This window comes from Roseibium algicola, from assembly GCF_001999245.1.
Lineage (GTDB): Bacteria > Pseudomonadota > Alphaproteobacteria > Rhizobiales > Stappiaceae > Roseibium > Roseibium algicola.
In genome coordinates this window covers 4047296-4064636 of the sequence record NZ_CP019630.1, presented here as the reverse complement: position 1 = coordinate 4064636, position 17341 = coordinate 4047296, and the positions used below count along the sequence as shown (strand labels likewise).

General features: G+C 58.4%; 16 protein-coding genes. 2 read left to right on the top strand and 14 right to left on the bottom strand.

Annotated features, from left to right (window positions below):
• The first annotated feature begins 241 nt into the window (after positions 1–241).
• Positions 242–874, top strand: a complete 633-nt coding sequence (locus B0E33_RS18710) for a hypothetical protein (RefSeq protein ID WP_077292040.1) — start codon at positions 242–244, stop codon at positions 872–874.
• Between the two features lies 1 nt (position 875).
• Positions 876–1526 (top strand): DNA oxidative demethylase AlkB, encoded by a 651-nt coding sequence (alkB, locus tag B0E33_RS18705; protein ID WP_077292039.1) that lies wholly within the window; start codon positions 876–878, stop codon positions 1524–1526.
• A gap of 347 nt (positions 1527–1873) precedes the next feature.
• On the opposite strand, the gene B0E33_RS18695 is transcribed toward alkB, so the two are convergent.
• The 14 genes from B0E33_RS18695 to B0E33_RS18630 all read right to left on the bottom strand — a co-directional run bounded on the left by B0E33_RS18695 (position 1874) and on the right by B0E33_RS18630 (position 17299).
• Entirely contained in the window at positions 1874–2497 is a 624-nt protein-coding gene (locus tag B0E33_RS18695) for a hypothetical protein (RefSeq protein ID WP_156912434.1), read from the bottom strand.
• Positions 2494–3009: a methylated-DNA--[protein]-cysteine S-methyltransferase gene (locus tag B0E33_RS18690; protein WP_077292036.1), complete on the bottom strand. Its 516-nt coding sequence runs from the start codon at positions 3007–3009 to the stop codon at positions 2494–2496. Before B0E33_RS18690 ends, B0E33_RS18695 begins: the two co-directional genes overlap by 4 nt.
• Positions 3010–3251: 242 nt before the next feature.
• On the bottom strand, positions 3252–4634 hold the full coding sequence (locus tag B0E33_RS18685; RefSeq protein WP_167579564.1) for a sulfatase family protein: 1383 nt from the start codon (positions 4632–4634) through the stop codon (positions 3252–3254).
• Positions 4631–5617 (bottom strand): carbohydrate kinase family protein, encoded by a 987-nt coding sequence (locus B0E33_RS18680; RefSeq protein WP_077293441.1) that lies wholly within the window; start codon positions 5615–5617, stop codon positions 4631–4633. Before B0E33_RS18680 ends, B0E33_RS18685 begins: the two co-directional genes overlap by 4 nt.
• A gap of 5 nt (positions 5618–5622) precedes the next feature.
• On the bottom strand, positions 5623–6636 hold the full coding sequence (locus B0E33_RS18675; RefSeq protein ID WP_077292034.1) for an ABC transporter ATP-binding protein: 1014 nt from the start codon (positions 6634–6636) through the stop codon (positions 5623–5625).
• A 3-nt stretch (positions 6637–6639) separates the two neighbouring features.
• On the bottom strand, positions 6640–7470 hold the full coding sequence (locus B0E33_RS18670) for a carbohydrate ABC transporter permease (protein ID WP_077292033.1): 831 nt from the start codon (positions 7468–7470) through the stop codon (positions 6640–6642).
• Positions 7467–8414: a carbohydrate ABC transporter permease gene (locus B0E33_RS18665; RefSeq protein ID WP_077292032.1), complete on the bottom strand. Its 948-nt coding sequence runs from the start codon at positions 8412–8414 to the stop codon at positions 7467–7469. The genes B0E33_RS18670 and B0E33_RS18665 overlap by 4 nt, the downstream gene beginning before the upstream one ends.
• 54 nt (positions 8415–8468) lie before the next feature.
• Positions 8469–9731 carry an ABC transporter substrate-binding protein gene (locus tag B0E33_RS18660; protein WP_077292031.1) on the bottom strand — a complete coding sequence of 421 codons (1263 nt, stop codon included), beginning with the start codon at positions 9729–9731 and terminating at the stop codon, positions 8469–8471.
• Positions 9732–9753: 22 nt separating this feature from the next.
• The gene (locus B0E33_RS18655) at positions 9754–11304 is read right to left on the bottom strand and encodes a hypothetical protein (protein ID WP_077292030.1); all 1551 of its coding nucleotides are present in this window, start codon (positions 11302–11304) and stop codon (positions 9754–9756) included.
• Positions 11301–12572 (bottom strand): Gfo/Idh/MocA family protein, encoded by a 1272-nt coding sequence (locus tag B0E33_RS18650; RefSeq protein WP_077292029.1) that lies wholly within the window; start codon positions 12570–12572, stop codon positions 11301–11303. The genes B0E33_RS18655 and B0E33_RS18650 overlap by 4 nt, the downstream gene beginning before the upstream one ends.
• Before the next feature lie 79 nt (positions 12573–12651).
• Complete coding sequence (locus tag B0E33_RS18645) at positions 12652–13755, bottom strand: GntR family transcriptional regulator (protein WP_077292028.1); 1104 nt, start codon at positions 13753–13755, stop codon at positions 12652–12654.
• Positions 13756–15066: 1311 nt separating this feature from the next.
• Complete coding sequence (locus B0E33_RS18640) at positions 15067–15789, bottom strand: amino acid ABC transporter ATP-binding protein (RefSeq protein WP_156912533.1); 723 nt, start codon at positions 15787–15789, stop codon at positions 15067–15069.
• An 80-nt stretch (positions 15790–15869) separates the two neighbouring features.
• Positions 15870–16562 (bottom strand): amino acid ABC transporter permease, encoded by a 693-nt coding sequence (locus tag B0E33_RS18635; protein WP_077292027.1) that lies wholly within the window; start codon positions 16560–16562, stop codon positions 15870–15872.
• A 5-nt stretch (positions 16563–16567) separates the two neighbouring features.
• A complete protein-coding gene (locus B0E33_RS18630; protein WP_077292026.1) occupies positions 16568–17299 on the bottom strand; it encodes an amino acid ABC transporter permease in 732 nt (243 codons plus the stop codon).
• Positions 17300–17341 lie beyond the last annotated feature (42 nt).

Genomic DNA, 17341 nt, shown 5'->3' with positions numbered 1-17341 from the left:
CTACGTCAACCAAAGCGCAGGGAGCAGGCGATATGTGAACAGGGCTGGCGCTCCCCTCCCCGCGAACACTGCTTCACATTGGCCGCGCTTTCCGCACTTTTTGTAAACGAAGCATGGCAGATCGCCAGCTGCGCGCATTCGGGTTTGATGCTAAATTTCGGAGTGCGGACCGTGGCGGCGCAGTCCATGATGCGGGGAGGTCCGAATTCTCCATGCATGGCCAGTCGCACGAAAGCACTCAATGCCCCTTCAAAATCGTATCACCCCCTTTGGAGAGATCCTCGCTATTTCACAACGAGGCCTTCTCACCGGCAATCGGGGCATCATCCACGACCCGGCAACGAAGACCCTGCTGAACCGCCGATGGTCGTCGCGAACTTGGCTCATCTGCCAACGTGAATTCAAGGGTTGTCATCGGGAAGTGATGGCGCGTCGGAGCTGGACAGAACTGTTCTTCCTCGACGAGGCCGTGGCGCTGGCGGCCGGCCACCGCCCGTGTTTTTATTGCAGGCGCACGGCCGCAGAACGATACCGTACGTGCTGGGCCGCGGCGAAACAGCAAGCGCCACCTCTGGCTCCCCGGATCGATGCAGAGCTTCATGCCGAGCGTCTCAAGGACGGTCGTAAACGTTTGCACCCCGTCACCTCCTGCCTGAGCGACCTGCCGGACGGTGCGATGGTCGCAGCCAATGGCGATGCCTACACCCTTTACGGTGGCTTTGCCCACCGCTGGACCAATGAAGGCTATCAAAAACCTGAACTCCTCCGGCAGGTGGATTGGCTGCTAACGCCGCCGTCCACCGTCTTGGTACTCCGGGCCGGCTACCAGCCCATCTATCACCCGTCCCTCATCACGCATTCTTGCAGGCCCTAACATGAGCACTCAAACTGAAACGCTCTTTCCGCTCGAGCCGGCATTCGAAGTCATAACCGATGGTGCATGCCTCCTGCGCGGGGCAGCGATTTCCCATGAGCATGATCTCCTTGCCGAAATCGACAGCATCGCGGCCCGCTCGCCCTTCCGGCACATGGTGACGCCAGGCGGGTTCACCATGTCGGTTGCCCTGACGAATTGCGGTTCTGCCGGCTGGGTCACCGATCGTTCGGGTTATCGCTACGATTGTATCGACCCGGAGACCGGCAAGCCGTGGCCTCCTCTTCCGGTGTGTTTCCGCTCACTGGCGGGCAGCGCGGCATCCCGGGCCGGCTATCACGATTTCCATCCTGATGCCTGCCTGATCAACCGGTACGAGCCGGGAGCGCGCCTGTCGCTGCACCAGGACAAGGACGAGCACGACTTCGACAACCCGATCGTGTCCGTCTCGCTCGGGCTCCCGGCGATTTTTCAGTTCGGCGGCTTGAAGCGTGAGGATCCTGTCAGGAAATACGCGCTGAACCATGGTGACATTGTAGTTTGGGGAGGACCGTCACGGCTCTTCCACCACGGGGTACCCGCCTTGAAAAAAGGCGTTCACGGATTGGTCGGAAGCATGCGGATAAATCTGACGTTCCGAAAAGCCCTTTAGCATTCCTTTCGCCGGCACTCGAGCCTATGCCGGCAACCGGCTAGCCTGACGAAAACAGGAACCGACACGACGATGTGCCCGTGCGACGATTTCGATAGTAAGACCAGGCAGCAAAGCCCGCCCGGAACCGCGCAGACCGTCGATGCATTTGTCGAATTTGCGCAAGACAACCCGGATAAGGCGTTCGTTGTCAGGTCCATCGGCCAGCTTGTCGCTGCGGGCCACGCGGACTGGAAAATGACACGGAACGGAGCCATCGAAGTCCGTTTCACTTCAGGCGAAACCTTTTTGCTGGGAAAAACCACCGTATTCAGGCTTTTCTGAAATTCAGGCGATCCTTTTGCGGGCTACCAGCCAGGGTACAGAAGATAGAGGCGCGCCCAATCGGTCAGAACGCCGGCGGTTTGCATGCAGGCAATCGCCTCCGCGGCTTGCCATGTGCACGGCACGCGCCTCAGCCAAACTTTGTCTTTCCCGGCCCGGTAGAGCCAGACGATGGATGCAGCAAGCATTTGCCGTGCGCCCGACATCCCACGATAGCAGGCACGCCATTCCCTCATCCCCTCCGGATCGACTTCGCCGCGATAAAAATCGTACCCTGCTGGGCGGATCGCGTGATGGTAAAGCGCCTTGCAGTCGTCGGTGAAAAGACTGTGCAGATCGTAGCGGGAGATCGACTTTCGCAGGTGTTCGTCGAACAATTTCGCGACATTTGGTTCCGAGCGTCTCGGGTCGATACCGAAAATATCTGACAAATGCTGTGTTTCGATTTCGTCCAGATCTAGCCGGGCAGTAACCAACCGCATCAGGGAAAAGCCAGGATAGCGTTTGAAGGCGGTATTAGCCGACACGAGCGACAGTCTGATCACCTCTACAGGTCCAGCAAATACGTCTTGCAAGTTGTCACTTTGTACTGACAACAAGCTCGGACTTTCCAGTGGGCTGTTCTGGTCTTCAGGATCTTGGGTCACGCTGTGCGCCTGGCGTCTTCCAATTCGCGCGCCAACAGCGCACGCTTGCGCCAAACGCCCCATCTGTAACCGGATATGGAACCGTTCTTTCTGATAACGCGGTGACACGGTACAATGAGAGCCACCGGATTGGCCGCAACCGCTTCGGAAACAACGCGCGCATCCAGTATTCCGAGCTTCGCCGCCAGCGCGCCATAGGTTGTGGTTTGTCCGGAAGGAATTTCCTGCAGCATATCCCAAACATCGACTTCAAGGGACGTCCCTCGCAAATCGAGCGGCAGATCACTGTTTGCCGTCAGGCCGTCGATGAGATTTCCAGAAATGTGCATGGCGGTTGCAAGCCCCTCTTCGTCTTTCTCCAATTCAACATCAAGAAAACGGACTAACAGAGCATCTTTCAGCGCGGTTCGTGTACTACCGAACTCAAGAGCCACAATGCCTTTGGCAGAGCTTGCGAGCATAAAATCACCCAGGAAACTCATCCCGCATGCATAGCGAATACTTTCACCCATTGGTCTTGCCCTCCAAATTCGCAACGAAGCGAAGATAGAGGTTGCCGAAACGGGTCTCACTCCGCTCCTTGTCACTAAAGTGAGTTTCTGGATGCTTTCCTGGAACCGGCGAGCACGTGTGTTGCCGCCGACCTTAAGAAATATAACTAGCTGACGACCGCCAACCTCTTATGGGCATTTCCTGAGCGTTGTTGTGTCGGTGATGGCACCTCCACTTCAACTCAAACCGGCATGAGAAATCGTCACGGATTGTCGGGATCAAAGTCGAAGCGGTCGGGAAGCTCAAGTCCGTTGGCGAGGTGGTGTTCTACAGCGCGCACGGAAATACCATCCTTGTAAAGCCATGGATCGGCGGTTTTGCGCTGCCATTCTTCCATCAATGCGCGATAGCGCATCAAGGCCGCCGTGTATTCGGGATCTTCGGCAAGGTTATTCACCTCGCCCGGATCATTGTGCAGATCGAAGAGCTCCTCCGGCGGCCGCCTGATGTAGGACCTGAGGGGCCGGTCACCGATCATCACCGAACGCTGGAGGCGCATGCCCTGCCACGACAGAGACCCATAGAGATCACCGGAAAACGGAAAATCAAGCTGCCAGGCCACATTTCGATGGTATTTGTAGCGCCGTGTCCGCAGGAAGCGTGTCGGCCAGTAGTTGGTGACCTCGTGGAACGTATGCGACCCGAAGACGAGCTGCCAGGCGGGCAGTGTCGAAGTGTTTTCGAGGATCGGCAAGAGGGAGCGGCCCTTGCGCCTCCCGGCCTCCGGCGTGAGACCCGCAGCCTCCAGGAATGTCGGCAAAAGATCCGTGAACGAGACGAGATTGGGATTGACCACACCTGCCTTTTGACCGGGCCGGCGCATGAGGAGCGGCAAGTGGACACCGGCGTCGAACAGGGTCGTTTTGGAGTTGAGGAACGGCGATCCGTTGTCGGAAAGAAACACGACCAGCGTATCGTCAGCAAGCCCCGCTTTTTCGAGCCGGTCAAGCACCATGCCGACGCCCCGGTCGAGACGGTGGACCGAACGGTAGTATTCGGCAAGTTCCTCACGCACCTCGGGCAGATCGGGCAGAAAGGACGGAACGAGCGTATCGTCCGGCGAGAACACCGGATCGTCGGCGCCGAACTTCTCGTTTCCGAACCCGCCCCTCGTCTCGTCACGGTGCGGATCGATGAAACCGATCGTCAGGAAGAACGGATTGCCATCTTTGACCCGGTCACCGAAATAGGCCTCCGCACGCTCAGCCACCCAGCCAACATCACGCGTCGCGCTTTCCTCCCGCAAGGCCCACGGATAGACCTCGGGCGGCCCGACATGCACCTTGCCGATGATGCCGGTGTGATAGCCGGCGGCATTCAGCAATGCCGGTGCCGTTTCGACATCGGCAACGGTCATGAAATGGTGATGGTCGTGGTGAAGGCCATACTGGCCGGTTTCATGGGTGTGCAGGCCGGTATAGATGACGGACCGGCTTGCCGAGCATGATGCAGTGGAGGTGAAGGCCATGTCGAAGCGCGTGCCCTCGGCGGCGAGCGCGTCGATGTTGGGAGTCCGGATGGCCGTTTCCCCGTAGCAACCGGTCATGCGGCCGAGATCGTCGGCGACGAGCAGGAGAATGTTCATCTCGACGGGTCTTCCTCGTCCAGCACGAGTGGCCCCTCCTGCCGGGGAAAATCCGTCACCACCGCAGTGGCGACACGGCAGCCGGCCCTGGTGGCGGCGACAGCGGACCATCCGCGCGCAATCGCCGCGAGGTAGCCCGCATTGAACGCGTCCCCGGCACCGATCGTGTCAAGTACCTCGGCGGCTGGCGCCGCGATCTGTTCGCATCTTCCGGTCCGCAGAATGCACAGGGCTCCCTTGGCCCCGCATTTGACCACCCCGACCGCGGAGCCCTGAAGCATGCCCGACAATTTGCGGGTTGCTTCGCCGAGGTCGCCGGCCTCCGTCAGGCCAAGGAGTTCCTTGTCGTTGATCAGGATGTGGTCGCTGACAGATACCCATTCGCGCATGAGCGCGATGTTGTGAGGCGTCCAGCCCTCCCCCGGCCAGCCCGGATCGATTGCGGTTTGCGCGCCCTGGTCTTTCAGGAAGGACAGCATCGAGGCTGTCGGGTGAAGCAGTTCGGGCATCGCGAAGCTGCCGCTGACGAGAACCAGCGCGCCGTTCAGCGGCCATTCCTCGAGCGCCTGCATGGCCTGGGTTTCACCGAAGTGGTCGAGGTGGCCGCGCGTCGAGAAGAAAGTGCGCTCGGAACCTGGATGCAAAAGTCCGAAGGTGACGGAACTCGGTCCGTCGATGCGGATGATCCGATCGAGCGGACCGGCGAACCGGGTTTCGATCATCGTTCCGGAAAGGTCCGACCCGACCGCCGAGATCAGCCCGCTTTCCATGCCGAGGCGGTCCAGGACGAGAGCGGTATTGGCCGCCGATCCTCCGATGCGCATGTCGGAAAGGTCGAGGAAGGCCTCTGTTCCCTTGTCCGGCCAGCCGGAGAGCATGCCGCCGACGATATCCAGATTGGCGTTGCCGATCACGGCAATGGGCGTCCCGGTCTCATTCGCCTTTTCCGGTGAAAGGGCAACTTGTTTGTATGCTGCGTTCATGGCGCTCAAACCCTGCCGGTGATCGGTTGGCCCTGTTCATCGAAGCGGTGGATGCGCGACAGATCGGGATCCAGCCAGACGGTGTCGCCGTGAACCAGGTTGCTCACCCCTTCGGAACGGACATTGATCGCTCCCACGCCGTCGACATCTACGTGAACGAAGGTGTCACTCCCCAGCTTCTCCGTCAGGAACACGGTTCCCTGCCATTCTCCGGCGTCACGCGACAGGCCGATATGTTCGGGTCTGATTCCGAGTGTTGCGGCACCGCTTTTGCGCGCCGCTTCACCCGAGACGAAATTCATGCGCGGACTGCCGATAAAACCCGCCACGAACATGCTGGCCGGGGTCTCGTAAAGTTCGATCGGCGAGCCGACTTGCTCGACGCGCCCCTTGTTCAGAACCACGATCCTGTCTGCCAGGGTCATAGCCTCTACCTGGTCATGGGTGACATAGATCATGGTGGTGTCGGGAAGTCGCTCGTGCAGGCGGGCGATTTCGATGCGGGTGTCGACACGCAAGGCCGCATCAAGGTTCGAGAGCGGTTCGTCAAAGAGAAAGACCCGAGGGTCGCGTGTAATGGCGCGGCCGATGGCGACGCGCTGACGCTGACCGCCCGACAGTTGTTTAGGCTTTCGGTCGAGAAGGCCCTCGATCTGAAGCATCGCGGCGGCCGTTTCCACTCGCGACCTGATCTCCGCCTTTGAGAGCCGGGCCTGCTCGAGACCGAACGCCATGTTCTCATAGACCGACATATGCGGATAAAGCGCATAGGACTGGAACACCATGGCGATGCCGCGCCTGGCAGGCAGCACATCGTTCATAGGTTCGCCCGCGATCCGCAACTCCCCGCTGGTGATGTCCTCAAGACCCGCCACAAGCCGCAGCAGGGTCGACTTGCCGCAACCGGACGGACCGACGAAGACAATGAATTCACCTTTCTCGAGTGAGAGGTTGATGTTGTGGAGAACGTCAACTGCTCCGAATGACTTGCAGACGCCGGCGAGTTCGACCGTTGCCATTGTTTATCCTTTCACTGCCCCGGCGGTCAGGCCGGATACGATCTTTCGCTGGAAAACCAGGACAAGGGCGACCAGCGGCAGCGTCACGATGACGGACGCGGCCATGATGTTGCCCCAGGGGATTTCGAATTCGCTGCGTCCGGAAATCAGGGCGATTGCCACGGGAACGGTCCGCTGTCTGTCTGTCGACAGGAAGGTCAGGGCGAACAGGAATTCGTTCCAGGCGTGAATGAAGGCAAGAAGCCCTGTCGTCACCATTGCCGGCCACATGAGCGGCAGGAAGACCCGGCGCACGATGGTGAGCGCCGAGGCACCATCCATTATCGCCGCTTCCTCGATTTCCACGGGGAGGTTGCGCATGAACGTGGTCAACACCCACACGGTGAACGGCAAGGTGAAGATCATGTAGGAGAAGACCAGCGACCAGAGCGAGTTGAAGAGCCCGAATGCCCGGATGACCTCGAACAGACCCGAAAGCACCGCGATCTGCGGGAACATCGACACCGACAGGATGGTCAGCAACAGGAGCCCACGCAACCGGAAGTTAATGCGCGACAGTGCATAGGCCGCGGTCACGGCAAGCGCCAGCGAGAACAGGACAACGACGCTCGCGACGAAGACGGAATTCAGTATCTGCCGATCGAAAACACCTTCGGTAAGCATGGCCCGGTAGTTGCTGAAATCGAGGGCCGCGGGCAGGTAGTTGACCTCGAACAGGGCCTGCCCGCTCTCCAGCGATGTCAGGATGGCATAGTAGAAGGGGAAGATGGCCTGGAAGATGATGACGGCGACCAGCACATAAAATCCAATGCGCGCGAGAAAAGACCGCTTCATGCCCGTTTCCCTTCCAGATCCATCCGCGTCACCATGATAAAGGTGACCGTGATCAGCGCGATAGTCAGGAACAGGAGCGTGGACGCCGCCGATCCATAGGCAAACTTGTCGTAGTCGAAAAGATTCTCGCGGGCGAAAACGGACATCGTGCGTGTCGCGTCCGTATTGGGCGTGAGCACATAGACGATGTCGAAAATGCGCAGCGCGTCGAGCGCGCGGAAGACGACCGCGACCAGCACAGCCGGCATGATGAGCGGGAGCGTGATCTTGCGGAAAATACGCGTGGCCGGAATGCCGTCGAGATGGGCTGCCTCGTAGATGTCGCCGGGAACCATCTGCAGACCGGCAAGTATGAGCAGCGCCATGAACGGCGTCGTCTTCCAGATATCGACGATCAGCACCGCGACCATGGCCGTATCCGGCGAGGCCGTCCAGGCGATCCGCTCCGAGATCAGTCCCAGACGCAGGAACATGTCGTTGAGGATGCCGAACTGGTCGTGCATCATCCAGGCCCACATCTTCGCCGAGACAATCGTCGGGATCGCCCAGGGTATGAGCACAGCGGCGCGGACCAGACTGCGGCCGAAGAATTGCTGGTTGAGAACAAGGGCGATGATCAGCCCGAAGACGGTTTCGAAGGAAACGGAAACCACTGCGAACCAGACCGTATTCCAAACCGAGCGCCACCACCGCGCGTCGGTGAGCAGGCCGTAATACTGACCGTCACCGTCGCCGAAATCGACATATTCAAGATAGTTCCTGAAACCGACCCAGCGGGCTTCGGACATAAGATCGAGTGACGCATCGGTGAAGCTGAACCACACCGTGCGCCAGAGCGGCCAGGCGGCGACAACGAACAGGACGATCAGCATCGGCGACAGAAACAGCCAGGCGGCTGTCAGGCGCTGGCGCGAAAGCCGTGATCGCCGTGTTGTCTTCTGCATGGACATGCTCCGGGAAAAAGGGCCTGCAAAGTGCAGGCCCGCAATTTCGAGGGATTACCAGCGCGAACCGCGCAGGCGCTTCAACTCGGCTTCGAGCTTTGCAAGGTTTTTTGCAGCCGGAGCCTTGCCGGACAAGGTATCGTGTGCGGCGGTCCAGAACGCAGCCGAAACTTCGTTGTACTTGCGAAGGGTTGCAGCCGACGGACGCGGCAGCGCATTGTCGACCACCGGCTTCCACAACGGAATGAATTCCTGCTTTTCCCCCACTTCGGCATCTGTGTAGACGGCGTTGAGCGTCGGCGGACGGGACGTCACGATGGCACGTTCCTTCTGGTTCTCGTAGTTGTTGAGGAACCGCACCAGCTTGATCGCTTCTTCCTGGTGCTCGGAATATTTCGATACGCCGAGATGCCAGCCACCGAGCGTGGCCGTGCTCTCGCCGCCCTCGCCTGCCGGCAGGACGGCCACACCGAATTTGCCCTTCACGGCGCTGTCGTCGCCGGCGGCAAGCGCATAGGCATAGTTCCAGTTGCGCATGAAGACCGCCTTGCCCGACTGGAAAACGCCGCGCGCATCTTCTTCCTTGTAGTTGAGAACACCTTCCGGCGCGATGCCGCCGACCCAGCTCGCCGCCAGATCGAGCGCAGCGGCGGCTTTCGGATTGTTGATCCCGATCGAGCCGTCGAGTTCGACGATACGGCCGCCGCCCGACGAGTGGACCCATTCCTGGGCGTCGCAGGTCAGTCCCTCATAGGCCGCTCCCTGGAAAACAAATCCGTACATGTCGGAATTGCCGGTTGCACGCTCTTCTTCCATGATTTTCTTGGCGGTGTCGGTCAGTTCCTGCCAGGTGGCCGGTACCTTTTCGCCGTATTTCTCCAGAAGGTCCGTGCGGTAATAAAGCGCCGGCGCCCCCAGGAACATCGGCAGGGCAACAAGCTTGCCGTCGACGGTCTGGCTCTCGATGGCCGCAGGCACGAAATCCTCGATGATATCGTCGACATGAGGCTTCAAGTCGACGAAGTGCTGAGCGAGTTGCGGCGCCCAGATCACATCGAGCCGATAGACGTCGATATCGCTGGATTGGGCCGCCAGCCACAGTTTGTACTGGCCGAACTGGTCGGTCGTGCTTTCCGGCATCGAGACGATCGTGACCTTGTTTCCGGTCTCGGCCTCGAACTTGTCAAGCTGGCTGCGAAGCACTTCCTGATCGCGTCCGACGGACCCGTGGACAATGCTCAGATCGGCGGCCACGGCACCCGTTGCCATGAACGCTGTAGCCGCTGCGCAGGCTAGAATTTTCGGAAGTCTTGTCATGTCCGCTCCTTGTCACAGATATTCAGCTGCAGAAGAACGGAGACGACCACGCCGTCTGTCCGTTGTCCTGCCGCAGCCTCAGGTAAATGGTTTCTCCCGGCTCCAGGGGGCCGAGCGAGGTTGTTCCGCTCCATTGCCATTCGCCTGGACGCGCGATCTGGTGGAACCGCCAGGCGGGACTGTCGATCAGCCCCAGATTTCCGCTCTTGGCGCCTTCCGCCAGGCGCGAAACCGGAACGCGCACTTCCTGCCCGCACAGGTCCGCGGCGATTTCGCAATCGCGGTCCACGCGGGCCCTGATCATCAGTCCCTGGGTCGACGGCGTCGTGTTGTTCGGATTGGCTTCGGCGGTTACGGAAAAGCGTACCGAGCGTTCATCCGCACCAATCGACGGAAGACGGTGGCCGGTGTCCTCGCCTTCGAGAGGCGACACGATTTCAGGCCCGCGAAAGCGCGGCTCGACGGACAGGATCTCCCCACCATCCAGAACGATCTCGCCGGTCCAGTCGTGGCTGTGGCCACGCGCGCCCCATCCCATTTCGAAATGGATGAGGACTTCCGCGCCGTCCGACTGATCGATCTCGGCCGGCTCGATCGCAGGCGAAAACCGGCGGAACAGTTTTCCGTTGCGGATCACATCGATATGGTCGATGGCGCCGCCCGCGACAGCCTCGATCTGCAATTGCGCGGATGCCGATGGGGGCACGGTTCCGCCCTGGACCATCCCGTCAATGTGACCCAGAAGATGGATGCGATCGCCGGTCAGCGCGTTGGTGCGGCGCGCGCGCATGGCCTGCCAGAACGCATCACGGTCGTGGATCGGTGCATAGACAGCCATCCGCCCATGCCCGTAGGAACCGGGGAAACCGCTGTGATGGTCCGTATTTGCAACCACACCGAAGAGGTGCCCCGCCGCTAGGCCGTAGGCCATGGTGGAGTGCCCGTCGACAGGCCCCATCGAATGCAGGTAGCCGCGGTCGGTCTCGGAGCGTTCCGCGCATCCATGCATGGAAAACATTTCCACGAAGGGTGACAGTTCCGGATCGAAGGTCCCCCAATTGATGCCACGGGCGCCCTGTCGGTATCCGATGTGATGGGGAAAGGCGAGCGCGCGATCGCCATACCGGGCCTTGAGTGCCGCCTTGAGTGTCCCGGGCGTGTCCTCGATGCAAAGCGGGCCGCCGTCAAGGTCGGCAAGCACGATGGTGTAGTCGCCATGCGCGCTGGAATGGATCTCGTAACCCGGAAACACGCAGAACCGGCCCGGACGGTCCGCGGCCCGGAGGAGCTCATAGTGCCCGCGCCAGGCCTTGCGCAGCTTCTCAAATCCCCTGACGTGGAAATCGACGATATGGGCGACGCTCGGCTCGCCGACGGGCATGTCGGGCCAGTGGGCATGTCCGGTCACGGAAACGAAATCGAGCTGCAAGGCCGCCTTCTTCAAGGCGCCGGGAAACGAGCCGTGGCCGTAGGACAGATCGGAATGGTTGTGGATGTCACCGTAGAAGGGGCGAAGACCCAGGCTCGATGCCATCGGCGTCAGCCGTTCAGGCAAGGGGGCGTTGACCGTCATCCAATCCCCCCGGACGTCAAATCGGCCGACCCCGGATCGACAGGCATACCGCCGTTTCGCAGGCTCTTCTGGGCGGCATGCACAAGACGCAGCGATGCGACCCCTTCCGCAACGCCGACCGGTGGGGCCTCACCGTTGACGAACCGTTGCATGCGCCGCACGAGTTCACGGTCGGCGCCGTAGTGGGACGAACCGCGGTCGGGATCGGGGAAGCGGATTTGCGAGCGGGTGTGGCCGTGGTTTTCGACGAGGTCTATCGTGCCGGAGTGGCGTTCCATGCGTAAACGCCCCGAGCCGCCGACAACCTCGAGAGTCTCCTGATCTTCCGACCAGGGACCGAAAATCGCGAAGAACAAAGTTGCCACCAGACCGTTTTCGTATTGCACGGTTACAACGGCATGATCGTCGATATCGGCTCCCGGATGGAAAACACACGTATCGTTGCGGTCATGGATCTCGTTCGCCGTCAGCCAGCTGGCATTCGGCACACGGCCAACGCCTTCGAACTTGTCGATCAGTGTCTCATGGCGACGGTAGGGACATTCGCGTGAACAGTCCCTGCATCGGGCCGGCGCCTCCGGATCCGGTTTGAATATTCCCGAGCGGCCGCCCAGAGCCACAACGGTCCGGGGAGCGGCCTCTCCCGCCAGCCAGTTCAGGACATCGAAGTGGTGCGACCCCTTGTCGTTGAGCGCGCCACCGGAGCGGGCCTGATCGCGATGCCAGAGCTGGAGATAGCGGGTGTAGGGGATGACCGAGCGAAGCAACACCATTTTCGGTGCGCCGATGCGTCCACCGTGCGCCAGATTGACCGCCTCGATCCAGGACCGCTCGTATCGTCTGGTGAAACCCATCATGATCGGCTTGCCCGATTGAGCTTCCGCCCGGGCAATGGTCTCGGCGTCTTCCAAGGTCACCGAAATGGGCTTGTCGAGATAGACGCGCTTGCCGGCTGCCGCTGCTTTCTCGACCGGTTCGCGGTGGTTGTCGGTATGGGTTGTCACCAGCACCATGCGAGTGTCCGGATGTTCAATCGCCTCGTCCACGCTCGCGAAGACCTTGACCCGGTGATCGATCCCTGCCGCGGCGTAGATTGCGTCGAGGTGAACGGCAGCCATTTCTGCACGTTCACGCAGGCGATCAACAACGCCAACAATGCGCAAACCCGTTTCATGCACGGCTTCCGCAATGCGGCTGCCGATGAAATAAACGCCGCGCTCGCCCGCGCCGATAATTGAAACACCTGTCTGTGAACCCACTTGTTGCATGACCTGCCCACGATTGATTTCGGGACAGGCTATGTGAGTATATCCATGTCAACAATTGGAGTTATACTCAAAAAAGGGTTCAGGCGTCTTCCCGGCGAACTGTCGAGCCATTGTCCAAAAGGTGGATGCGCAGGTAGTGCGTTGCCGGTTTGGTCTTGTCATCGTTGATCCGGTTGCGGACGACCCTTTCGAACACATCAAGCTTCTCGGAGTTCCGGTTTCCGACCGTGTCGAAGCGCGTGACATGTTCGGAATCGACGTCGACACTGCCAAGCAGCATCACTCCGATATCCTCTCCGGGAGCCAGACGGCGCTCCATCAGCGCACTGTCGAGAAGATAGCCATCCACAAGGCCCCACACGATGAGTGCCGTGTGAGCGGCTTCACGCCCCGTTTCCGGTTTTTGCGGGAGAGCGGCAACGACGTCGTCCTTTTTATACGATCCCGGAAGCCGCGGGACCTGAAACAGTAACGGGTTGTCACCGTCGCCCTTCCAGTTCGCCAGAAGGTTGAATTCACGCCGGGCCATCGCGATCTGCCTGGCGTCGTGGGAAGAAGTGAGGAAACCGATACGGCGGTGGCCCCGTGCCACAAGTTCGCGGTAGGCGATGGACAAAGCCTCTCGCCAGTTCGTCCCGATTACGTCGGCATCGATGCCGGTGACGGACACACCATCGATCACCAGATGGTCGGTCAGCTCGCGGATACGCGCCAGAAAGCCGACGCTCACGATCTCGAAATTGGTTTGCAACAGGCAACACCGCACCGGCCCTTGCCCGGCCATCTTTTCAATTGCCGTTTCCTCGTTTTTGAATCCGATCATCGTTACTCTGAGGCCTGAGCGTTTCAGCCGTTTCACCAGTTCGATGAGCAGGTTCCGCGCTAACCTGCTTTCGGAGCTGCGATAGAGGATGAGGCAATCGGCCCGGTAGTCGGGCGTCAGCGTTTTTCCGGCACCGACATGCATGCCGGCGCCGCGGCGTGAGGAAATCAGGCCTTCATCCAAAAGGGGCTGAATTGCGCGCTCGACCACGCGCTGCGAAGTATGAAACCTGGTCATGAGGTCGCGGACGCGGGGCAGCCGGTCTCCGGGCATATGCGCCTTGACCAGATCAAGCAGGTGCTTCCTCACGCGGAATTCCGGTTTCTCGGATATCTTCTTGGCGGCAGTCATGTCCAACATTTTTTGACCTTTTTCGGAAGTCTATTTGGAACCGCGGACCATTCAATTGTTTCACATATGAAAATTTCTCTGAGCCTGTCAATTTTTCCTAGGATTACGTCGGGCCTGTTCTGGCTAAAGTTTCAGTGTAGAGAAACCAACACGAAAGTTCTTTGGTGACCTGCTTTACTTGGACGTCAAGAAGATCGGACACTTCAACAAGACCAAGCACTGCATCACAAGGCAATACAGGCGCAAGTGCTCCAAGGGCGCGGCCGATGACTATGTCCTTTTGGCAATCGATGAACACAGCCGCACTACCTACGTCGAGGTGCTGCCGGATGAACGCGGTTACACCTGCGCCATGTTTAGTGCCCCCGCCACAAGAAGGTTCGCATCCAAGGGAGCACCAGCAGCAAGTATTCCAAACGTGCCACGGGCCGTCTTACATCTCTGGTGATCTGGCAGAATATCTCGCACATAAGGGAATGACGCACACGCGCGTTGACCCCTCTACTTCCCAGACGCAAGGCAAGATCGAACGCTGGCATTAGCCCCTGAAAACCGGACCCTATTGGAAAACTACTTTCTGCTAGAAGACCTGGAAACACCGGTCAGCGCTTTTATCGGTCACTGTAATCATCGGTATTTTCACGAGATCCTGAACCATCTCATCACGACCAACGTCCACACCGGGCGCGGCCAGAACATCCTTCTCGAACGGAAAAAATCAAAAGGAGGACAATGAAACCACTGCACTCGCAGCACGACAAACTCGCTGTTAAACTGAGACCAAGATGCGCCAGCCCCTCCTTCAATCAGGCTGCATGATGTCTCAGATTACCTGACGACGGGCAGGTCGATACGTTCGCCCCAGGCTCCAGAAGCGCCTTCGCTTTCTCAGACCAGCGCCTCCGCGGACGCTGCGGGCTTGCGTCCAAACGGCTCGGAACCGCTTCAAGAATATGGAAACTTGTATGATCAGTCATAGGCACAGAAATAGATAGTGACACCGTAGCTCTTTCGCTCCTTCAGTGTCACAACCTCTCGCCCTTCACCTCATACCGCACCAGATGGGATCAGCCTCGCGCTTACCTTCTTCTACCTGTCACCTTCAATCACAATTCAAGCTTCGACGCAGTCAACTTTTTTGATAATTACCACCTTAAATCTGCCGCCTTCCTCGAGACTGCTTCCTGACTGAAAATTGATATTGCTACACTGCTACAAAACTAATACGCATTTCATCGAATTACTTCCAGATGACTAACCCATAGCACCTTCTTATTGCCATAACTCCTCAACTCACAATAACACCGCATTACGAAGCATCTAGTGCGAAAGTATCTTGGATAGGAAAGCTTGGGCGCGCTCAGAGCGAGGGCGGCCGAAGAAGTCCTCCTTGGTCGCGTCCTCAATGATTTCGCCGCGATCCATGAATATGACCCGGTCGGCTACTTTACGTGCAAAACCCATCTCATGGGTAACAACCATCATGGTCATGCCATCTCTAGCTAATTCGACCATGACATCAAGCACCTCGCCAACCATTTCTGGATCAAGGGCTGACGTTGGCTCGTCAAACAGCATCACGACCGGATCCATTGACAGCGCCCGGGCGATGGCGACACGCTGCTGCTGCCCTCCGGAGAGTTGACCGGGATACTTTTCGGCATGCTCTTCGAGCCCTACGCGCTCCAGAAGTTTATCAGCCTTCTCCCTTGCCTCCCGCCGAGAGCGTTTCAACACTTTTTGCTGAGCGAGGCATAGGTTCTCAATAATCTTTAGATGCGGAAATAGCTCGAAATGCTGAAAGACCATACCAACTCTTGATCTTAAGCCGGGAAGGTTGATTTTCGGATCGTTTATGCTGACACCATTGGTGACAATCTCACCGCTCTGGACGCTTTCAAGAGCATTGACGCATTTGATAAGTGTAGATTTTCCCGACCCAGACGGGCCGCACACCACCACAACCTCGCCTCGGCTGACGCTTGTCGTGCAGTCCTTGAGAACCTGGAAGTTGGGACCGTACCACTTGCTGACGTTATTCATGTGAATAGTAACGGACGCAGCATCACTGGGTGCAGGCATGATTTCCTGTGCAGATGTGTAGACCATGATCATTCGTCCTTCTACCGTACGATTGCAATTTTGATCTGTAAGCGTTTGATAAAAATGGAAGCCGCATAGGACATCACAAAATAAACAACCGCAGCAAACATGTACATTTCGACCAGACGTCCATCACGTGCGGCAATCTTGGAGGCTGCACCCAGAAAATCTGTCATGGAGAGCACGTAAACCAATGAGGTATCCTGAAATAGGATCACCGTCTGCGTAAGAAGTACAGGCAGCATGTTTCTGAATGCCTGTGGCAGGATTACATATGCCATCGTGGGCCAGTACTTCATTCCAAGCGCACTGGCGGCTGAAGTCTGTCCTCTCGGGATGGATTTGATGCCTGCACGCATGATTTCAGAGTAGTAGGCCGCTTCGAACATGGAAAAAGCGATCAAAGCTGAGGCAAACGGCCCTACCTGCATCGGCTGGTCGCTCCCGGTCACCCACTGTCCCAGATATGGCACCAAGAAATAGAACCAGAAGATTACCAGGATCAGCGGGAGAGACCGCATCAAGTTTACATAGCCGGTGGCGAGAACCGGCAGAACCGGTAGTGTACTGAGCCGCATCATCGCGAGTAGTGTGCCAAACGCAATGCCAGTCAGTGTCGCCAAGGCTGTCAGAGTTAGCGAAAAGGTCATGCCTGTGAAGAACAGATAACCTAGCGACCGCTCAATGACGTTGAAATCGAAATCTGAAAACATACTGGTCAATGCTCCGCGCTATAACCGGGGACTTCAAGGCGCCGCTCGGCAATGCGCATGCCAAAAGCGACCACAATATTGATCCCAAGATATAAAAGGGTCGCCGCGGTGAATGCCTCGAAGACCTGGAACGAGAATTCAGCCATCGCACGGGTTCGAGCGGTCATTTCCAGAAGGCCGATGGTTAGTGCCACCGATGTATTTTTTATGCAGGCAAGAAATTCCGAGGTCAGCGGTGGCCAAATGATCCTAAAGGCCATGGGCAGCAGAACATGCCTATAGGTTTGAGCGACAGTCAGCCCGAGCGCAGTGCTGGCCATTCGTTGGCCTCTTGGCAGCGAGCCAATTCCGGCACGAACTTGCTCGGCTATACGTGCCGATGTGTAGAAGCCAAGGCCTACAATCGCCGTGTAAAAACTTGACCCGGGTAATTGCTTGATCCAAAGACCCCAGGAACTGGGCAAGAGTTCAGGCAGCACGAAGTACCACAAAAACAGCTGAACCAGCAGCGGGACGTTACGAAAGACTTCCACATATGCGGTGGCGACAAAGCCTATTAATCCTCCCGGGAAGCTTCGCGCCACGCCAACCAGGGTCCCCGCCAGAATGGCAAGCACCCAGGACAAAATCGCTGTCAAGACAGTCACCCACAGTCCGGACAGAAGCATGTCGAGATAAGTCCCTGCACCGTCCGGCGATGGCTGCCAGAATATCAACCAGTCCCAATGGTAGGTCATCTACTGATTTCCGTAATTCAGAATAGAAAGAAGTGCAGCGAA